Origin of the sequence: Faecalibacterium gallinarum, assembly GCF_022180365.1 — a bacterium.
Taxonomy (GTDB): Bacteria; Bacillota; Clostridia; order Oscillospirales; family Ruminococcaceae; genus Faecalibacterium; species Faecalibacterium gallinarum.
Window position 1 is genome coordinate 23,521 of the sequence record NZ_BQKV01000059.1, and the last position, 19,636, is coordinate 43,156.

22 protein-coding genes are annotated in these 19,636 nt (G+C 53.8%); 18 read left to right on the plus strand and 4 right to left on the minus strand.

Going from position 1 to position 19,636, the window contains the following annotated elements:
* Window positions 1–3 precede the first annotated feature (3 nt).
* Window positions 4–270: a DUF6881 domain-containing protein gene (locus tag JCM17207_RS08930; protein WP_238317325.1), complete on the plus strand. Its 267-nt coding sequence runs from the start codon at window positions 4–6 to the stop codon at window positions 268–270.
* 47 nt (window positions 271–317) lie between these two features.
* Entirely contained in the window at window positions 318–1,004 is a 687-nt protein-coding gene (locus JCM17207_RS08935; RefSeq protein WP_238317326.1) for a hypothetical protein, read from the plus strand.
* Between the two features lie 140 nt (window positions 1,005–1,144).
* On the opposite strand, the gene JCM17207_RS08940 is transcribed toward JCM17207_RS08935, so the two are convergent.
* From JCM17207_RS08940 to JCM17207_RS08950, 3 genes are read right to left on the minus strand one after another with little or no spacing between them, the layout of a single operon-like run.
* Window positions 1,145–2,608, minus strand: coding sequence for a DUF4153 domain-containing protein (locus tag JCM17207_RS08940; protein WP_238317327.1), 1,464 nt, complete (start codon window positions 2,606–2,608; stop codon window positions 1,145–1,147).
* A 33-nt stretch (window positions 2,609–2,641) separates the two neighbouring features.
* Entirely contained in the window at window positions 2,642–2,851 is a 210-nt protein-coding gene (locus tag JCM17207_RS08945; RefSeq protein WP_087248145.1) for a helix-turn-helix domain-containing protein, read from the minus strand.
* Between the two features lie 14 nt (window positions 2,852–2,865).
* Entirely contained in the window at window positions 2,866–3,321 is a 456-nt protein-coding gene (locus JCM17207_RS08950) for a DUF2975 domain-containing protein (RefSeq protein WP_238317328.1), read from the minus strand.
* Between the two features lie 247 nt (window positions 3,322–3,568).
* Here JCM17207_RS08950 and JCM17207_RS08955 point away from each other — a divergent pair, with 247 nt between their 5' ends.
* The 16 genes from JCM17207_RS08955 to JCM17207_RS09030 all read left to right on the plus strand — a co-directional run bounded on the left by JCM17207_RS08955 (window position 3,569) and on the right by JCM17207_RS09030 (window position 19,084).
* On the plus strand, window positions 3,569–4,417 hold the full coding sequence (locus JCM17207_RS08955) for a hypothetical protein (protein ID WP_238317329.1): 849 nt from the start codon (window positions 3,569–3,571) through the stop codon (window positions 4,415–4,417).
* A 24-nt stretch (window positions 4,418–4,441) separates the two neighbouring features.
* Window positions 4,442–4,792: a DUF6547 family protein gene (locus JCM17207_RS08960; RefSeq protein ID WP_238317330.1), complete on the plus strand. Its 351-nt coding sequence runs from the start codon at window positions 4,442–4,444 to the stop codon at window positions 4,790–4,792.
* 15 nt (window positions 4,793–4,807) lie between these two features.
* On the plus strand, window positions 4,808–10,456 hold the full coding sequence (locus tag JCM17207_RS08965; RefSeq protein ID WP_238317331.1) for an immunity protein Imm33 domain-containing protein: 5,649 nt from the start codon (window positions 4,808–4,810) through the stop codon (window positions 10,454–10,456).
* Window positions 10,457–10,471: 15 nt separating this feature from the next.
* A complete protein-coding gene (locus JCM17207_RS08970) occupies window positions 10,472–11,335 on the plus strand; it encodes a CbrC family protein (protein WP_238317332.1) in 864 nt (287 codons plus the stop codon).
* Between the two features lie 16 nt (window positions 11,336–11,351).
* Window positions 11,352–12,461, plus strand: coding sequence for a hypothetical protein (locus tag JCM17207_RS08975; protein ID WP_238317333.1), 1,110 nt, complete (start codon window positions 11,352–11,354; stop codon window positions 12,459–12,461).
* 53 nt (window positions 12,462–12,514) lie between these two features.
* Complete coding sequence (locus tag JCM17207_RS08980) at window positions 12,515–12,904, plus strand: hypothetical protein (RefSeq protein WP_238317334.1); 390 nt, start codon at window positions 12,515–12,517, stop codon at window positions 12,902–12,904.
* 36 nt (window positions 12,905–12,940) lie between these two features.
* Window positions 12,941–13,690 carry an SMI1/KNR4 family protein gene (locus tag JCM17207_RS08985; protein WP_238317335.1) on the plus strand — a complete coding sequence of 250 codons (750 nt, stop codon included), beginning with the start codon at window positions 12,941–12,943 and terminating at the stop codon, window positions 13,688–13,690.
* A 54-nt stretch (window positions 13,691–13,744) separates the two neighbouring features.
* Complete coding sequence (locus JCM17207_RS08990) at window positions 13,745–14,095, plus strand: hypothetical protein (RefSeq protein ID WP_071432728.1); 351 nt, start codon at window positions 13,745–13,747, stop codon at window positions 14,093–14,095.
* A 67-nt stretch (window positions 14,096–14,162) separates the two neighbouring features.
* A complete protein-coding gene (locus tag JCM17207_RS08995; protein ID WP_238317336.1) occupies window positions 14,163–14,678 on the plus strand; it encodes an SF0329 family protein in 516 nt (171 codons plus the stop codon).
* A gap of 18 nt (window positions 14,679–14,696) precedes the next feature.
* On the plus strand, window positions 14,697–15,056 hold the full coding sequence (locus JCM17207_RS09000) for a hypothetical protein (protein WP_238317337.1): 360 nt from the start codon (window positions 14,697–14,699) through the stop codon (window positions 15,054–15,056).
* A 51-nt stretch (window positions 15,057–15,107) separates the two neighbouring features.
* Entirely contained in the window at window positions 15,108–15,461 is a 354-nt protein-coding gene (locus JCM17207_RS09005; protein WP_238317338.1) for a hypothetical protein, read from the plus strand.
* Window positions 15,452–15,757, plus strand: coding sequence for a barstar family protein (locus tag JCM17207_RS09010; RefSeq protein ID WP_238317339.1), 306 nt, complete (start codon window positions 15,452–15,454; stop codon window positions 15,755–15,757). The genes JCM17207_RS09005 and JCM17207_RS09010 overlap by 10 nt, the downstream gene beginning before the upstream one ends.
* A gap of 24 nt (window positions 15,758–15,781) precedes the next feature.
* On the plus strand, window positions 15,782–16,561 hold the full coding sequence (locus JCM17207_RS09015) for a hypothetical protein (protein WP_238317340.1): 780 nt from the start codon (window positions 15,782–15,784) through the stop codon (window positions 16,559–16,561).
* 11 nt (window positions 16,562–16,572) lie between these two features.
* Window positions 16,573–17,286, plus strand: coding sequence for a hypothetical protein (locus JCM17207_RS09020; protein WP_238317341.1), 714 nt, complete (start codon window positions 16,573–16,575; stop codon window positions 17,284–17,286).
* Window positions 17,287–17,324: 38 nt separating this feature from the next.
* Window positions 17,325–18,209, plus strand: coding sequence for a spondin (locus tag JCM17207_RS09025; RefSeq protein ID WP_444979640.1), 885 nt, complete (start codon window positions 17,325–17,327; stop codon window positions 18,207–18,209).
* On the plus strand, window positions 18,206–19,084 hold the full coding sequence (locus JCM17207_RS09030) for a DUF4261 domain-containing protein (protein ID WP_238317343.1): 879 nt from the start codon (window positions 18,206–18,208) through the stop codon (window positions 19,082–19,084). The genes JCM17207_RS09025 and JCM17207_RS09030 overlap by 4 nt, the downstream gene beginning before the upstream one ends.
* A 2-nt stretch (window positions 19,085–19,086) precedes the next feature.
* Here JCM17207_RS09030 and JCM17207_RS09035 read toward each other — a convergent pair whose 3' ends face one another.
* Window positions 19,087–19,443 (minus strand): hypothetical protein, encoded by a 357-nt coding sequence (locus tag JCM17207_RS09035; RefSeq protein ID WP_238317344.1) that lies wholly within the window; start codon window positions 19,441–19,443, stop codon window positions 19,087–19,089.
* Window positions 19,444–19,636 lie beyond the last annotated feature (193 nt).

Consider the following 19,636-nt stretch of genomic DNA (forward strand, 5'->3'; position numbering starts at 1 on the left):
GAAATGATCGAGTACATCAAGCTCTTTTGGGAGGGTGCACCAGCGGGTGACCCATCGGTCATCCTCTATGAAGTGGATACCGAAAAGGAGCGGCTGGCCCATCGCTCCATTGATATCTTTGCCGACGGCTACACCCGCAACATCCCCAACCTTTACGACGGTACCATCGAGATCACGCCAATCCCCACCGTGGAGGAATTGAACGCTCATGCCTGGGGCGAGGAATTCCACGCCTGCTTGATGGAGAAAGCAGAGTTTGAGACTATCTGAGAAAGCCGATCTTATAGCGGAGCGTTTTTGAACAGCGAGGAATGACAATGGTTGAGATCAATCGTGTCTGGCTCAATGTGGATACAGATACCAACAAAATCACACTATTCAGCCGTCCCCGTGTATCCGTCCGTGTAGATGAGTACATTTGGGGTTTGATCGAAGAACATATCGTGAAGCCCCATAAGCTCATGCGCAGCGAAAAGCATAGATATCTGCTGAAAATTGCCTTTGGCCGATATGATCCGGTGCGGCACCGATATTATCCGCTTTCCCCGTACAACGGGCCGCTTCGGGAAGGCGTCAAGCCGGATAGCGCAAACGGATGGTATCCCCGTGAGGACTTTGCAGACGCTGAAGAACGCGTCACCTGGTTCTCCCCCGATAAAATCTGGACAAACTGCGGCAACAAGGTTCTGGATGTGAATGTTGATGCCGCCAAGGTGAGCGAGAGCATCACTCCCAGAGAATACGCAGACTTGCTGTTCGATGGGATTGGGGCAGCACTGGTGTTTAACTTCAAACGACTCAAGCGCGAGGAGTTTGATGGGCTGAAATCCAAGATCGACTGGAGCATGGTAGAAAGATTCCCCTTCCCTGCATCCTTTGAGGAGCAGCAGTACATTGGGGACGAGGGCAAAATTCATGTGTATTCCTGGGATGGCCGGCAGGAAACGAACCTTGTAGGCCCTTATTCTGTGCGGGAGTTATATCTGGAGCATTTTGGAGAATAAAAAGAACTGCCTGATGAACCAGGCAGTTCTCTGAGTCGATACCGTGACCGACCTATAGTCAAAACTATTATAGAATTCACTTCATTCTTTTACCTTGGAAAAGAGCGCATACTGCGTTTTTCTATTCCTGCTGGTTCACATCACACTTCTGTTTCATCCCTGATGGTATAAATCACGGTAATTCCCGATTCGGAATACTCCCGTTCCACCTGCCGTTGAGTCAGTGAAACCAGATGATCGATGTTACACAGGCAGAGCAAGCAGAAAAGCACTGCCGCCAGACGGATGCCCCACACCACCGCACGAAAAGGATGCAGCATACTCGCGATGGATAAGGCCGACCAAATCGCCACCACTGCTATAGCATACCCGGCCAGCACCCGCAGGCTGGTAAGACCAAACCGGGAAATATAAAGCCATAGTTTGGAAAAAGCAATGACTGCAAACAAAAGGTTTGATGTGCACAGAGCGATGCCCAGGACTCGCAGACCCCGGCTTTGACGCAGAGGTGTGCGGCAAAGTTTGGCCGCAACAGCCAGCACCGACAGGTTGACCACAGCGATCTGCAGCATCTCAAAGAAGCCCCGGCGGGCATACTCCGCCGCCGTGTATGCTTGGGGCAAAACCCCCACAAACCCCGCTGTAAGATAGTTAATTTGCGACAAGAAGAAGATCAAATACAGCCCGCAGAGTAGAGCCAGAGCCACTGTTGGCGTCTGCCGGGGGATCAGCCGCAGCTTGTCAAACGAATCATAGACCATGCGCTCTGTGATCCGAGTTTCCTTTTCCTTCAGGTGTTTGGCCCCGTAAAACAGGCCATAAAACCAGCAGGCAAAAAAGAGTTCGAGAAAAAGCCAGCCTGGCGAAAGAAAATCTGTCAAAATTTCCGGAAGGCTGAACTGCGCTAGCCAGCTTTCCAGGCTGCCCGTCATCTGCTGAAAAGCGGCGTCGGCGGCTACCAGTGTGGTAAATGCCCACCCCAGCAGCGGCAAAGCGCAAACGGCTCCCAGCAGCCCCCACCAGATTTCCTTGCTTTTAGGTTTAGGCAAGTTTTTACCCACGCCCCAAAAAAGCGCCTGGAACAGTCGGTGGAAATTGGAAAAAGGAATGCCAAACCAGCCCCGCAGCAAATCTAGCGGCAGCAGCGCCCCCACAGGCAGGGACACCGCTCCCCCGCAGCGCACCAGCGCCCACTGGGCAGCGGCCAAATGGGAGAGCAGAAACGGGAAAAATTCCAGTTCCCGGTTCCCAAACAGGCCGCAGCCAATGGATTGGCTCAGAAATACGGCGGCCCAAAACCAGCTTTCCCGCGGGCATGCAATGCGGCAGAGCCGGGCGGAAACCTCCACGCACACAAAGAAGCAACCCAGCACTGCCGCCAGAATCCACTGGCCCTGCTGGCAGAGAACTGCGGGTGGTTCCAGCACCCACCGTGCATAGAGCACCCCCATCCCAAGGCAAAGCAAGGCAGCAGCACGCTCCCCTCGTTCGGGACAAAACATCACTTTTTCAGGGTAATTCTGGGCTTTGCAGCCAGAGCCAGCGGACAAAATTGCCTCTGAAGCCCCTTGAAAACAAACAGCATCATTCCTACGGGCGTCCATAAAAGGGTCCTCCTTTTTCCGTTCTGGGAAGGGTCATTCATCGGGGAGATATTCCAAAAGATCGGCGGGCTGGCACTGTAGCTCCCGGCAAAGGGCTTCCAGCGTAGAAAAACGCACCGCCCGGGCCTTATTGTTTTTAAGTATGGAAAGGTTGGCAGGAGTAATGCCAATCCGCGCGGCAAGCTCCCCGGCGGAAATTTTACGTTTCGCCATCATGACATCCAAATTTACAACAATAGGCATTCCCTCTCCCCCTTTCAGATGGTATAATCTGCATCTTCCTGTAACAGCAGCGCCTGCTGGAAGACGTTTTTCACAACCCGCACGATCAGCGCCATAAAGGCCGCACAGGCTGCAATAACAAAAAAGGGAAGATAATAAAATCCACTAATCAGACAGATAAACGCCCCCACAGCACAACCCCAGCTGATCCGCCGCAGCAGCTGTACATTGTGGGGGATAAAAACTTTTCCGCCCTGGATGTTTTCCAGCAGCCGCCATAGTTTCCAGAGAATATAAAGGGCAGGCACCCCGCCGGTATAAAGCGTGGCCAGCAGCAGGCGCTCGCCCTGATGACCCATTGGGACGCGGCTGAACTCCACAAATGCCTTTACCAGCCAGGGGGCCGAGATCAAAATAGCCAAAGCTGCCGCCCCAAACAACACCACACACAGCCGGGATAGCCAGATGCTATTTTTGCTGCTCCAGTTCATATCCAAAACCTCCTGTTTTCTGTTTATGGCTTCATCATACCACGAGACGCATTGATTTGCAACATCTTTTTATTGAAAAACAATAATTTTATATTGTTTTAGAAAATCCAGCCCCGAATCACAGCCTGCTTCTAGGCTGTGAGCATTCTTATCCGACTCGCCAATGTTCAGCGCATGGGCACACACAACAAAAAATGATGATTTTACATCCAGAATATGATAAAATATCACAAAAGGAGGTCGTGCTATGGATGTCGTGAAACTGCCCAAGAAAGTCCGTATGATCTGCTATGAGATTATGGACGGCAAAGAAGAAGCCTTGGACACCCTGGAATGCTTTGCCAGTAAATATCCCCATCAGGTAGCAGCGGTCAAGGCCGAGGTCGCCTACTTCAACATGGACTATGAAAAGGCACTGGATTTGGATCTGACTATTCTCCCCTGGCTGGAGGAGTGGTATTACAGCAATGTGAGTGATGAACACATGATCGCCATGACGGTGGCCGCCATCCAGCTCCATCGGGAGCAGGAGCTGATTGAGGCGTTGATAAAGGAACAGGAACGTATCCGGTCTGAGAATGGCCTCCCCCAGCGGGATCGTTTCTGTGACATCCTGATGGACTACCTCAAGCGGGGCGTTATGCCCTTTGCTGACAACGACAAGAACCACCCCTACCATGAACCGGAGGAACCGCAGACAAAGGAGCAGCTCAGGGCAAAGCTGGCAGAGCAGAATAAAAAGCTCTCGCCGGACGATCCAGACACCAAACGGAAGCTGTACAACCACTGCTGTATGTTCGGAACGGCCAGGGATGCCGTAGCTCTCTTTGAGGAGATTCAGGGCATTCCCCTGGCGGACTCTTCCTATCGGGACGCCATCGCCCGCTATCTCTATCTGGGCGAGCGGGAGAAGGCGCTCCAGACAGCGGAGCGGTTGGCAACATCACGGCTGTGGGCGGTTGCCGGGCCAACACAGGTACGCCCTATGTCCTTCTTTGAGGACCCGAACCTACGGGAGTTTTTGCTGGAGCCGGAATCTCTCCGGCGCATCCGGGAAGCCGCTTTCGTAGATGACGGGAGCCTAATCCGCAAGTAAAATGCCTGGGGATGGAGGATCAGCATGAGCAAGGAGCTGGCACTGTACAAAGCATTCATTGACGGACTTGTGGAGCGGAAAGACAGCATCACTGCCCGGTGGGTCAAGGGTGATGGTTTTCCCAAGACAGAGAACAATAAGGCGAAGAATGATCTTCTCGTCGCACTGACCCCGGAGCAAAAAGACATACTGGCCAGGCTGCTTCAGGACGAGCATATCGCGGGTATCCATACGACTCTTGCTTATATCAATAAGATGATGGATCTGGACGGGCTGGAGCTTCATCAGGATGGTGAATCCTATCCCAACGACTATTTTGAGAGTCTGCACTATGACTTCATCAGCCGTTGTGACGGAGATGAGTGGCCGGAGTAAAAGGAGGTGCAACGGGTGTATATCAAAAAATACTGGGGCAACTTTATCGGAGGCTCGGATGACAGCCTGAACCTTGTGGCCTTTTTGGCAGATCAAAACAAAGAGGAAATCCCCCTCAGCGAGATTTTTGCCAAAATCGGACTGGACAAGCAAAACTGGGACTTCCACCAGACTGTGGAGTATCTGGAGTTCACCCACTCGGGCGGCGTGGAGATGGACTTTCACTTCGCCATTGATGTGGTCACCGATCTGGCTGCCATCCTGCTGGAGTGCAGCGTCAGCGGCAGTGTAAACCTCCAGGACCTGGACGAGTACAACACCCCCGCCCGCTGCATCCGCATCACCGCCACGCCAGAGGAACATAACGCCATGAACAAGGCCCTGGCGGATTTTGCTCAAAATCCTCTGGCCTATGACCTCAGTGAGATGATGAGCGGCGAGGAAATCCAGGAGATGGCGCGGGATGTGGAGGCGCTGCGGAAGGAACTGTACGAGGCCGCCGGCCGCAACCGGGACTACCATGTGAAGGCAGAGGACATGAAGAATCTGCTCCCCGACTGGTCAGGAGCCAGTGGCTGCATTGCCACCAATCGCATCACGGTGGAGGGCTGCAAGGTTGGCTACTGTTACCGGGAGAAGCCGGACGGCGACTGGGACAGCGGCTGGCGCTTCACCGCCGGTGACGAGAGCGACGCTTACATGGATGACCCCAACAATGCCGGTATTTACGGCCTCAACACCATCTGCAACGATGACCCCGATATTATCCCCTTGCTGAACACCCCCGCCCCCTGCGCCTTTGAGCGGGACGGGAATGGTGCGTTTCAGCCAATCGAAGACTGGAAACCAGAACAGGACGAGGAGGACCCGGATATGGATATTTTGCAGCAGTGTCAGAAGTGGCATGAGAAAGACCAGCACCAGAAGATCGTTGACGCCCTGACCGCCCTGCCTGAAGCGGAGCGTACCCCGGAGACCGACATGGAGCTGGCCCGGGCCTACAACAACCTGGCAGTCCCCCGCCAGCCCGCAGGGCGGCAGCTGCTCAAGCAGGCCATCCAGCTGATGAATTCCCACCAGGAAGAGCTGGGCGAAACCTATTCCTGGAACTTCCGAATGGGGTATGCCTGGTATTACCTGGACCAGGAGGGCCGTGCTCTGCGGTATTTTGAAAAAGCTCTGGAACTGCATCCTGGTGATGATCCCAAACTCAACACCCGACAGGACATTGAGGAACTGATCGACTCGTGCAAGAAGGGCATTTCCCTGCCGCAGTTTTCGGAGTGCTTCCGGGAGCGGACAGAATCTGCATGGAAAGACTTTGCCCGGCAGGAAGCCCAGCTGCGCCGGATGATGGACGAGGACAAGGACCACACCCGGGGCCAGGAGCTGGTGGACCGGGTGGAAGGGATTCTGAATCAGACGTTTGATGAAATCTCCTTCGAGATGGGCGTGGGCGGCGAGAAGTACGAGCTGATCCTTACTCCGGAGGGGGACAAGGTCAAGCTGTTTGAGCTGATCTATTTCCAGAAGCATGCCCCCAAGGAGGTGCTGGAGCACTGGAACATCCTGGTGGGTCGTCAGCCCATCCGAAGCATCGGTCTGCGCACCGACGATGGCTGGGACATCTCCGGGGAGGACGTGCAGGTCTGGCTGGAAGAGCAGGGCGAAAACAGATTCTCCCTCTCCGCCTACTGCGAAAAGCTGCTGCCCATGCTCCGGGAGGCGGAGGGCCGGGTATGGTGGATGCTCACCACCCTCACCGACCAGGTGTTGGGCGAGATTTCCCACATGTGGTACATTGACGACTTCGATGTGCTTGAAAAGCCCAAGGCAGAGCCATCCATCCCCATGTCCCAGCTGCCGGACAAGCTGAAGGAAAAGGGAGCGAATCTTTCCACTGACCCGGAAACCTATCTGAAGAGCTACCTCGGCTATGAAATGAAGCCCAACCAGGACCCGGACGCCGACTGGCGACTGGATGTGATCGCCGGCTCCACCAACTGTGTGCCGCTCATCAACGGCTACCTGAATGCCGACAACGATTTTATGGATGACCTCCATGCTGACGGCGCGGCGGCAGGCTTCTTCTGCTATCCACTGGACACCCTGCGGGAGGAGGAAGGAACGGATAAGATCTTCGACTTCCGGGACAAACTGGAAGAAGTGTTCACCACCGGGGATGGATCAGAGGTGCTCACCCTTACCGGCGGAGCCACCGGCCTTTTCTGCGGCTATGTAGACTTCATCGCCTGGGACATTCACACGGCGCTCCAGATGGCCAAAGCGTTCTTTGAAGAAAGCGACGTTCCCTGGGCCAGCTTCCACACCTTCCGCCGGGAGGCAGGCACCGTGAATCTGAAAACGCCGCCCGAGGAGGGACCGGACGATGAGGATCAGATCCCCGAGCTGGACGAGACGCTGACGGGCATGGACTACATTCCTTACACCCCACAGAATGAGGAAGAATTCTTCCAGCAGCTGGAGCAGTGGAACGACGAGGACGAGTACACCCGCTGCATTCAGGCACTGAACGCCATCCCGGAGGACTTACGGAACTACCGTATCGTCTATGCCATGGCCCGGGCGCTGGAAAACTACGCAGTTTTGGGCGACCATCAGGAGGAACCGCCCTACTGCAAGGCAGAAAAAGCCCTGCTCCGGGCCATTGAACTGCTGGAATCGGTTCGGGAGGAAGGCCAGGACAAAGCCCAATGGAATATGCGGATGGCTTATGGATATCAATATCTCCATCACCAGGAGGAACAGGCCATCCCCTACGCCCAGCGGTGGGCCGAGCTGGACCCCGAGGACAAGGACGCCCCGGCTGTTATCCGGCAGTGCCAGGAGGAAATCGCCATGCGGGCTGAGGCTGAGGACGGGAGCGACCACAAAGGTGTCTTTACCGGCTTTGTGCTGCTGTCCAAGGGAGAATGGGACAAGGCTCAGTTCATTCAGGACATGAAGGAAAAGTGGGATATCGCCGTGGATGAATACGACGCCAGCGAGGAAAAAGACGATGACGCCCTGGTCTTTGAGGTGGGCGATATGCTGGCTGCCGTCAGCCTGGCTACCTCTCCTATCCCCGGTGGGGAGGCCGAGGCCAACGCAGAAAACAACTATATGTGGGAGGATGCGGTCAAGATCGCCAAGGAGCACCGCGCCCACATCATGGTGGCGGTTCTCGGCAAAGAGGAAGACCTGCTGGAAAAGGGCAAACTGTTCACCAAGATGCTGGCCGCCTGCTGCCGCCAGAAATACGCCACCGGTGTCTATACCAGCGGCGTGGTGTTTGAGCCCCGTTTCTATGAGGGCTTTGCCGATATGATGACGGATGACGAGCTGCCCATCTTCAACTGGGTCTGGTTCGGCCTGTACCGGAACGAAAACGGCATGAACGGCTATACTTACGGCATGGATGTGTTCGGCAAGGACGAGATGGAAGTGCTAGGCACCGACGCCAACCCCAACCAACTGCGGGACTTCCTGGCCAGCCTTGTTGCCTATGTGCTGGAAAACGACGTAGAGCTCCAGGATGGAGAAACCATTGGCTTTTCCGCAGATGATAAGCACACCATCACCCGCAGCCCGGGCGTCTCTCTGCCCGAGGATCAGATGACCCTGAAAATCTCCTGGGAACCGTCAGAGGGCAGCCCGGAAGATGAAGGAGAAGATGACCCGGACCCTGTAACGCCCGATGAACCGGACGGCGACGCGTCCCAGGATGAGGAAACCGGCGCTCCCGAGGTCTACTCCGAGGAGGAAATGGAGGTCATCGAGGGGCACATCCAGCAGTATTTCGGCAATTTCGAGACCGTGTTTCACGAACTGAGTTCCCCCGACATCCATGTGGACATCTGCGTGGTGCCGCCCTCTGAGGAACATGACTACTATACCCTGGTCACCATGGGCATGGGTGCCCATCGGATGAATGTGCCGGAGGAGCTGGCAGAGTACAAGCTTGAGCGGGCGGAGCTGGCCATCGCGCTGCCCAAGGATTGGAAGCTGAAGTACGAGGACATGAAAAACGAGCGGTGGTACTGGCCCATCCGCCTGCTGAAAGACCTTGCCCGTCTGCCTATTGCCAGCGACACCTGGCTGGGCTTTGGCCACACCCTGGACCAGCAGGAGGTCTTTGCAGAAAACACCAAGCTCTGCGCCGCCATTCTGACCGGTCCCCAGGGCACCGAGGATGGCAGCGAGGTCTGCATCCTGCCGAGTGACGAGGAGGTCAACTTTTACCAGGTAATCCCCCTCTACCGGGATGAGATGGATTTCAAACTGGCCCACGACGCGGATGCTCTGCTGGATAAGATGGAGGGCATCAGCTTTGTGGTGAAGCCCAACCGCCAGGATGCCATCACTCGGGGCACTCTTTCCAATGATGATTTTGACGGTGAGATGGACGATGTCTCCTATCATATCGAGAGCATTGAGGAGAAGGGGCTGCCCATTGACCCCATAAATGCTTATAACCTCTTTGCCATTTACCTGCGCTGGTGCATAGAGCATGATCTGATGGGCAAGGACTTTCTGAACGAATACGGCGAAGTGGCCAAACAGGTCAAAGCCGACCCTGCCAGTGTGGATCTGCGGGCGTTTATTCGGGACAAACTGAACGGGCAGATTATGGTTCCGATGTTCAATAAGATTGGGCGAGCATTTACTTCTTACTACTATGGCGAACCTGACAGTCCCAATTTCCCTCGTGACATTGAAAACTATGCCTTGGAATATCTCGGCCCAGAAAAGTATTACTCCGATGAGTTCCAGTTTAAGGCCCCACTGTTCATCCCCTTTGACGAGGACTACTACCAGGCCATGGCAAAGGTGATCGAGGAACGCTTCACCAACTGGCAGGGACAGGACTTCGACGAGGACACGCTGGAACCCTCCGAACTGGCTGAGGCGTTGATGGAGTATCTGGACTGTGAATGTACCTATTTCCCCTCCATGAAGGACGATGATCCCATCATGTCGGCATACAGCTATGCCAAACGGGAAAGTATCAAAGAAGGCTTTGTTCCGGTGCTCATCAAGGCGGATGACGAAACGCTGTTGGAGTGTCTGGTAATGAATGCCGACCCGGAACATGATGCGGACATTTACGAATTTGATCTAAAGACCATAACGGAGTACCGGAAGAAGATGCTGGCCGCCCCCATCCTGGACGGCAAAACCGTTCTGGAAGAACAAATCGACCAGCGCCGTGAGGAAGCCGAAGACGATGACATGGACTGGGAAGAAGATATCCTAGGCGAGATGGAGGGCGGCTATGAGAATAACCGTTTCTCCTGCTACTGGGATTCTGATACCGATATGACCCACCCCCTGATCCTGGCAAAAATCCCGGTGAAGAACCCCTGGGAGATCTTCGCCTGGCTGCCCTTCGGTAACTGGAACGACTGCCCCGACACGCCCCAGCTGATGGCTGCGGCCAAATACTGGTTCGAGCGGTACGGCGCGGTGCCTGGGGCCATGAGCCATGACGAGCTGGAGTTTGCCCTCCCCGCCCCCGTCCCCAAAGAGAAGGCCATGGAGACAGCGGCGGAGCTGTATGGCTTCTGCCCCGATGTCATCGACCAGGGTCCGGAGGATGCCACCCTGGGCGCTTTGGCTGATGTGCTGCGGCAGTCCACTGTCTGGTATCTCTGGTGGGATTGATGAGAGAACTTAACCATGAACGAATACCGAAAACAATATATCGACCTTCAAAAGCAGTTTCGAGCAGCAAAGGGAGACCCGGACAGTGTCCGTGCTCTCTATACCTTCAAGGAGAAACTGGAGCAGTCGGAAGACAAACAGGCCGAGGAGGTGCTGGTGGATGTGTATGATCTGCTGGACTTCAAGAAGGATGCCTATGAACTACTCTGCCAAATCGGAAATCGTTCCGATCAAAAAATCCTTAAAAGGCTGGGCACTTTGAAGGGATATGCAGAAAACTGGGGCAACCACTACGCCCTCCCCAATCCCAAAACGCCGGAGGAAAAGCAGAAAGAGAAGGAGCGGCAGGCCAAGCTGGGTCTGCCCACCTTCCGGTATCACCCGAACCCTCTGGAAACCGGCGCTTTTGAGGAGTCCGCGGATGGTGTTGCCTGCAACTGCTGCGGCAAGACGACTTGCATTTTCTATTCAGGGCCCTTTTACGCCGTGGAGGATATTGAGTGTCTGTGCCCGGAGTGTATCGCCAGCGGCGAGGCGGCCCGGAAATATGACGGCAGCTTCCAGGACGATTGCTCCGTGGACGATGGCGTGGAGGACTCGGCCCGGTTGGACGAACTCATCCACCGAACTCCTGGCTACTGTGGCTGGCAACAGGAATACTGGCGTGCCCACTGCGGCGACTATTGCGCCTATCTTGGCCGTGTGGGTGCCAGAGAACTGCGGGCGTTGGGTGTACTGGAGGATGTGCTGGACAATCCAATGTGGGATGACGAACATAAGGAAATGATTCAGGAATCCGTCAATGGCGGGCACCTGCAGTGCTACCTGTTCCAGTGCCTCCACTGCGGAAAACACCTGGTCTGGATGGATTTTGATTGAGGAGGTGCCTGCGCCAATGAAAAGAACCTTCCTCAATCCCGCCACAAACAAGCAGTGGCAGATTGAAATAGACGGCCTAACCATCCGAACCTGCCTGAACGGCGGGAAGGTCAAGGAGATTCTGTGCGATTCCGCCTTCCAGGTCAAGAGCAAGGCGGCCAGTGCCATGATGGGCCAGATGCGGAAAGGATTCATCTATCAGAATCCAGACGCCGTTGTTGGGCAGGCGCGGTGCCACCGCTTTGTCGGGAAGGACAGCAACGGCTTTATGCCCTTGGCTGCCGCCCTCACACGGGATGACTTCTTTCTGACGAGGATAGCCGGAGATTTTGAGGACGAGATCCTCTACCACTTCGATGGCAATGGAGAAATCCTCAAAACAGTCTCTCTGGGTGCCAAGCGGATGACCTATGAGCAGGTCCTCTGCCCCAATAATACCTTGCTGCTGAACAACGGCTATCTTTTGGAGCAGCTTTCTCTCCTCACTCATACGATCACGCCCTTTGCCAACAAGAAAAACAGCATGAAAACCATGCTGGATGCCAGCGGCGATCTGGCCTTGTGGTACACGGGCCAGGAAATCGTGGTCTTTGATTTTGGCAGCAGCGTGGAGATATGGCGGGAAACGGTAAAATGCAAGAAGTCAAAAGACCCAAATTTTGCCTACTACTGCTTCGGGATGCTCTCTCCCCGGCAGAGCAAAGCGGCCTACCGCGTCACCGAGGGTGAGTATGTGCTGGTCGATTTGAAGTCCGCCCAAAAAGTAGTGATTCCCAATGCGGGCTGGCATCCCTTTTTCTCACCGGATGACCAGTGCTTCTCGGTGGGCGGCAAGTTCTATCTGACCCAGACCGGAGAGGAGACGGACAATCCATTCCCCTTCCCTGTCCGGCAGGGGCTGAGTTTTTCAGACACCTGCATGGTACGGACAAATGGCAGTCTGATGGCCGTTCAGCAGGAGCGTGGCAGCTCCCCCATTGAATTATGGGATTATGGCACCGGCAAGCTGCTAGCCACCATGGACGATCCCTTCGTGGTGCGGCAAACGAATTTCGCCTTTACCCAAAGCGGGCTTGTCCTACACACCGATTACGGGGCCATGAGCATCTATTCCTGCCCCCTCTGAAACGGAGAAATGAACTATATTTATTTTTACGATGTGAAAATGGAGGGGGCACAATGGACTTTAACGAAGCAATGCAAATGCTTGGAACCAAGTTGCAAGGGAAGTACGGACATTTAGGCTTCAAGTATAAAAAATCCGACAAAACACTTACGAGGCACAGTAAAAATTTCACCTATTTGATTGCATTTTCCTCATTTGGCGGGAACACAAAGGATAGCATAAGCATAGAGGTTTGCTATATAATCAACACCCGTCCATACGACCCTTATGGTTATGCCAAACCAGACATCAACACGCAACCACTGTTTTACAGTTTAAGAGACAATGAAATATATCTTGATATAGGAAATGAAGAAAAAATCAACAATACCTTTGAGATTGTTTGTCAGTGGATGGAGAAATTACTGATTCCAAAAATGAATGAACTTTGTGCTACCGAGTAATGTGGAAGTGATGGTTGGGAAAGAGCGTGGATGCCTATGAACAAAGAATCATTGACTGCAAAACTCCTGGACTTGGTCGAGGGGCGGGAAACGCCCGAAACCTGGCGGAGCTGGTGGGACGAGCACGAGTCGGAGCTGGAAACCCTGCTCAGTCGTGGTGAATTTCTGAAGCTGAAGCCCTGCCGACACGGCTTTCAGTGGGTCCCGGTGTTTGGCAGCCAAAAAGGAGCCATCGCCATTCTGGAAAAGGGCGGGATCGCATTTGAGGCCAGCAATCTCTACCAGGAGCGGTATCTGGCCGAGCTGGACACGTTCTGCAAGGAGCAGAAAAAAGTACAGCGGGAAAAACAAAAGGAATTCAAGGCCAACAACCCGGAGCTATTTGACCGCTACCCCAAGTTCTCTAAGGCGCTGGCAAAGGTGCTTGACCCCTCTGACGAGATCAAGCCCGCCGCCACGGAGGAACAGATTTGGAATCAAGAAAGCGTACTGGACTTCACGCTCCCGTCCCAGGTGCGGGCACTCTTCCTGCTGACCGCCGGCATCCAGGTATCCACAGGCGTGACCCTTTCCCTTTCCAGGATGTTTGATCTGACCATTCATGGAGAGCGGTATTGTGTGCTGGGCGAGTTCTGGAAAGAAGCAGACGGCGACCTGCTCCTGCTTCGCCCCGGAGAGGAAACCATCTGGTACTATGCCCATGAGCAGGACAAAGTAAAGCGCCTCTGCAATGATATGACAGAACTGCTGGAGAAGAAGTTGGCGAGGTATCTCAATGAGCAATAAAAACAGCGCGGCGGTTGAGAGCTGAACTGTAAATGGATGAAGGAAAAATGAACAATGACATTAGAAGAAATGTTCTGTGATCTGTACGATAAATATGGTAAGGATTTTAACTGGTATCTGCTTCCCCTCACACAGGCGGACGGAGCATTTGTCGTTGAACTAAACAAAGAAATAGGACAAGGCCACTTCTTATCCGGCAAAAAAATCCGGGCGGTTGCGAAGTGTGATTCCAATGATGATGTGCTATATGTTGTCAGAAGCGGAATAGGAAGGGACATCTACTATATGTTCCATTTGACTTACTCAGCACATAATGCGGACGGATTTCCCCGGTATGTGGAGTTTACAGATCTATTTGCAGTAAAAGAATTTATAGAACGATCATATATCGAGGATTGTATGTAATCTTTAAATTTTAATCAATTGGGAAGTTTACCTTACCCGCAGCCACAGCCGAAAGGAGGCGGTCGCTATGCCAACTTGGAGCGGAATCCGGAACAAGCTGGAAAATGATTACCTGTGCCCGGCGCTTCGGGGCCACATCCAGTATTTTGCCACCAGTTATAGCAAAAGTGCTGACCATGAGGGCCGGGCAGCCATTCGCATGGACGGCGTGCAAGTGCTGCAGAGCAACTACTACACCTATTTTGAGAATGTGTGGACGAAATTTCATCATTTGCGGTCCACAACGCTGAAAGATTGCGGCTCCGCAAAAGAGGCCATCAACCAGGCTCATGCCTTTGCGCTGGAGCAGGGCGCCTTTGACCAAAAGGTGTTCTATGAGGCGTTTGGTATCTTTGACAACCAGAGCATCGAGAAAAGCCTTGTCAGCGAGAATCCTCTTGTCCGCATTTTTGCCCTCCTGGACCGCAGGCTAGGAAAGCGCCGCCTGCTGGCTTTGGAGGAATCCATGGAGCAGGAGCTGGACTGGGTGCGGGCTTTCTATGTGATCCGGATGCAGGCAGAAGGGCTGATGGAAAAAGAATAACATTCAGGAGGAATCACCATGTCACAGATCGCATCCTTTTATCTTCTCAAAGAGGGCCAGCGGCAGGAACTGTCAGGCGGCGATTGCTCCGGCGCAGTCTATATGGCCATCTGGGACTGGTGTGAGAGCGAGCTCAGTCTGGATGTCCGTTTTCCTGCTCCCCAGACGGAGGACACCCTGGACTGCGCTCTGCTGGAGGGAGAACTGGCGTCTAATGTGCTGGCAGCTCTCCGGGAGCGGGACCTCCCGGAGCTGGCCGCGGAGATCGCCCCGGACTGGGATCTGCCCACCGAGGCGGTGCAAAGCGGGCTGGAAACACTGCGCTCCTATCTGGAACTGGTGCAGGGCAATACAGCCCTGTTGTATGAAATGACTTAACGGGACTATGCCCATGCCAAGGCTGTAGGTTAAGGAACGGAGCGAAATGCCATGGTGAGAGATGGACTTGTGTTCAAAGATGAGGATGGTCAGGTCGTATTCAACCAGTACAGCTTCTGCGAATTGGTGAAGCGCCTGCTGGTGGAACTGGTGGGGATCTCCTATGAGGAAGCCTCCCAGATCGTGGAACGCTCACCGCTGGCAGCGTCAGTGTCCAATGTCATGGCAGTGGCGGTATTCAGCCATGACCTGCCTTATTACTGGGCTATGTCTTTCTACTATGGGAACGGTTACTGGTGGGAAAAGGGTATTCCGGCGCAGCCAGAGGATATGGATGCCTATGAAGCTCTGGAAAAGAAAATTATGGGGAAATACCATTTAAAGGAGCCGTTCATATGGACATGAGAGAGGAGTTTACCATCGACGGCCGCCGCTTTTCTAACATGGCCGGGTTTTATGACGAAGTGGAGCGGGTGTTGACCTTTGGTTTGGACCGAAAGATCGGTCGGAACCTGAACGCTTTCAACGATATTCTCCGGGGCGGTTTTGGGCGGCATGAGTATGGACAACCCATCCACATCCAGTGGCTGGCCTATGAAAAAAGCGTCCGTAATCCCGGGAAAGAGACTATGGACACCATTGTGGAAATCATTTTGGATACGGACCATTCCGGGCACGACTGTACCCTGGAACGGCTTTGATCAAGCAAAAAAGGAGGCGTCACTATGGGACTTGATATCTACGCCGGAACATTGACCCGGTACTATTCTCACAACTGGAAAACTGTTGTTCAGCAGTGGGCGGAGGAAAACGGGTGGGGCTTTCAAAAAATCACGCCGGATGGAGAAGCTGCTGATAATGAGGAAGAAATGTCCCCGGCTGAGGTCCAGGCGGCGGTGGAAAGCTGGCGGGATCAGATCTTGAGCGCCATTTCCCAGCCGGGCCAGCCTCCTTATACTCCCTGGCCGGAGGATAACGAGAAGCCCTATTACACCGACAAGCCTGATTGGGATGCCTTCGGCGCTATGCTGCTGGTGGCCTCCTGCCATACATACGATGAGCCGGTTCCCCCTACCGTGGAAAAGGACTGGAACTTCGGGGAACATCCCCTGATCGCTCGCCTTGGATCGGATGAAGAACGGGTATGGTCCCTATTCCGCGGGGTTACCTGGTGGCTGCCTCTGGCGGATGCCTTCTTCTTCCAGGCACCTCTGCCCACCGATAACATCGCCGCGATCGCCACGGTGGGCGGACTGCGGAAGGAGCTGGAGAAGCTGAACCAGCTGGCATGGCAGGCCGACGAGGATACCATCCTTGGTTGGGCGGATACGGAAGGGTACCCAGTAGACGGGGCCGTAGGCCCGGACGGACAGTACAGCAAGGCGGACATCCCGGAACACACTCAGTATGACACTCAATCCCTGGCCAAGTTCGCCTTCTCCATGTTCTGGCGGGCCATGCGGTTTGCCGAGGAACAGCAGGTGCCCATCCTGCTTGATTACTAAGGAGGACTTTTATGGGATACGATGTAAGTTTTCACCCGATCTCGCCAGACGAAATACAGGAATGGTATTTTACTCCCCTAACCTGGATACGGCAGGGACAGGAAGAAAAGGTTCTGGCCCTTGCAGCGCAGCATGGAATGGAGGAGTTCTATGCAGAAAAGTATCTGGACACCCTGCGGGTTGGGGCAGAAACAGAACCGGACGAGCTGTTTGATAAAAGCCATGGTTTTTATATTGCGGTGGTCCAGGGCTTTTTCCGGGACTACTATTACACCAGAGGGAGCAGCTTTTCCTTCCTGATGGAGGAGAAGCCGGAATATGTCCGGTACTTCACCCCCTGGGCGCAGGTGGTGCCAACGGACTTGCCTAATCCGGCAAAAAATCAAATCATTGAAAACTACTGCTCCGGCGTGTACCTGTCTCCAAATCAGGTTTTGCAGCTTCTCCGGGATCTGGAGCAGGAACCAAAGGTACTGGAAGATCTGGAGAAACATTGGAGCGATGGGCAGTTTGCTGTTCTGAAAAAGGCTCTTACTGCTGCGGCTGAACTGGGTACTGGTCTGCTGGAAGCCACCGAAGTAGTGGAACCGAATCCCCTTCACCCGAACGAAAGCACATGCTACTCCAACCTGTTCCACTGTGATCGTGATGGGGTGTATCTCTATATCGACATGGCTATGAAACAGATCGCCCAAGCAATGGCGCAAAACAAGGACGACCCGTGAAGGCAGAAGTTGAATTCCAGAAAAAGCTTTGCCAGGAGGTGGAGACCGTGGAGCAAAAACGCCCGGCAGATATATTTCAGGAGCTTCTGGACTACCTGTGGAACGGCCTGGGCCTGGAGGAAAAGGGCTGGAAGCGTCTGAAAAAAGGCGACTTCAAAAAGAAAACGAAAAACGGGCTGACCTATCAGATCTGGTTTGACCGGAGCCGCTACAACTACATAGACTACGAAATCGGCCATGGAAATGTGGAGATGGGCTTCAGCTGTATCATAAAGCAGGGAGATGACTACCTCTACTCTTTCAGAATTGAATCTCCAACAGGCGGTTCATTCTTTCGGATGCTGACAGAGGACCTGCGGCTGGACATTGAGCTGCTGGACACCTTCCTGCCTCTGATTAAAGCCCACTACCTCGATTTTATCGACCGCTTTGAGGCAGACCCCGTGGAGGCATTACAGCCGGTCTGCGCCCCCTTCACTGAGGCGGAGGACTACAGCTGGCGCATCCATGTGGACGAGCAGATGGTGGAACGGTACGGAACAGCGGAACAGCTGGCGGTGTACCGCCGTCAGGTGGAATTGCGCGGAACGCCGGAGCATAAGGCAAAGAACGGGATGGGCTCGATGTTGTTCCATCTCTCCCACGCCAAGGATGTGGATCACGCCTGGGCCTCAAGCCGTACCAAAGAGGAACTGGACCAGGTGGTGGAACCTTTTGTGCAGGCCAAGCGGCAGACAGGACAGTGGACGCAGGAGGATGAGGCGGGCTATCAGCTCTACCAGCAGGAAACAGATCCGAAGAAACGCACCTTTCGGGTATGGTATCTCATCGCCAATCCCCGTGGCCTGCCGAAAGAGTTTGTCCAGAAAGAACTGGAATTCCGGTGGAAGCTGTTCCCAGAGAAGAAGGAGGAAAGCAAATGAGCAATAAAGTATTCCAGCAAAACCTGGATGACAAAAAAGGCCCCCAGCCCGGGGGACCTTACCTCATTCAAATGCTGTTCAAAGAGCCAGTGGCCATGCCGGACAAAGAAAAAATGACTTCCACGATGGAGAAACACATCGGCGCGGCAGAGTGTTTCTGTTACGACAGCAAGATGGCCGGCTTTGCCGCTCTGGATCATATCGCGGAATTCAAGGACGGAAAATGCCCGGTCCAGCTGATGGTGATGAAATGCGATAAGTTCAAGGGAAAAGGCTTCGATGCCTTTTTGAAGAGCCAGATGTGGGACTGCCAGGAGGACCGGGACCGGATCTTCCGGGAGTGCCGATATCAGGTGATCGCTACCGATATGCTGGCGGCTGCCCTTCCGACTTTGGAACGGGCCAACCTGGACACTGACTTCTTGGACGCTCTGGCGGAACTGTACCCTACCTGTGAGGCGTTCTATTTCCAGAACTGTGGCAAACTAATTCTGGCAGAGGATGTACGCTCCCACCAGATCGAAGGGCCGGACCGGTTCATACGATTCGGGGTGAATGTGCGTTTCTTTAACATCCAGGGCACCGAGGATATGCTGATCGACACGGTGGGCATGAGCACACTATATCTGCCGGACCTGCAATATCACTTCCACGATATGGACCCCAACTGGGTGGTCAATCACGCTTACAACTTGGCCTCTTACATCCTGGCCAACGATAATCCCATTAAAGACGGCGAAACGGTGGATGGCGTCGAGGATGGACGGATGAGCCGGAATCTGCAATGGACGTGCCAGTATGAGGACGCTTTGATTCAGCCGCCCAGAGCTGTGCTGGATATTCATATGGGAACTTTTGCTTCGGGCGGGCGCTGATTTTATCCTTTAATCTTTTCTGGATTACTAAAAGCCTGTATCAAAGCAGACACAGCCAAAGAAAGTGACGCGTACTTCATCCGTTCCGGCACAGGACGCGTATACAAATCAATATCCCAGCTTTTGCTGCGTTCTTCCAAAAGCCGCCGCACTTCCTGTGCAGCGGCTTTTCGCTCTTTGGGAGAGATTTCACAATCCAATACAAATGCAATGGAATATAGTCCATTGCAGTCCTTTGTCAGCATGGCAAACGAGCTGTGCTCCTTGAAGAATTTGCAGAACAGCACCTGGCCGCCCTGTTCGGCCATTTCCGCCTGAACTGCTTCCTCATCACTCCATTGCGGAACATTTTGAAGCACAACCTGGATTCTCCGTACCTGCGCTTGTTCTTCTCTGGACAACTCTGTTGGCGCCGGGAGATCGCAACCATATTTTGTCGGGAGCATTTAACCAATTTTTGTCGGCGAACCCCAGAGCCAGTAGAATAAACAAAAAAGAGCGCCAACAACCCAGCACTCATAGATTAGTTATTCTTTCGTTATTGCCGGCTCA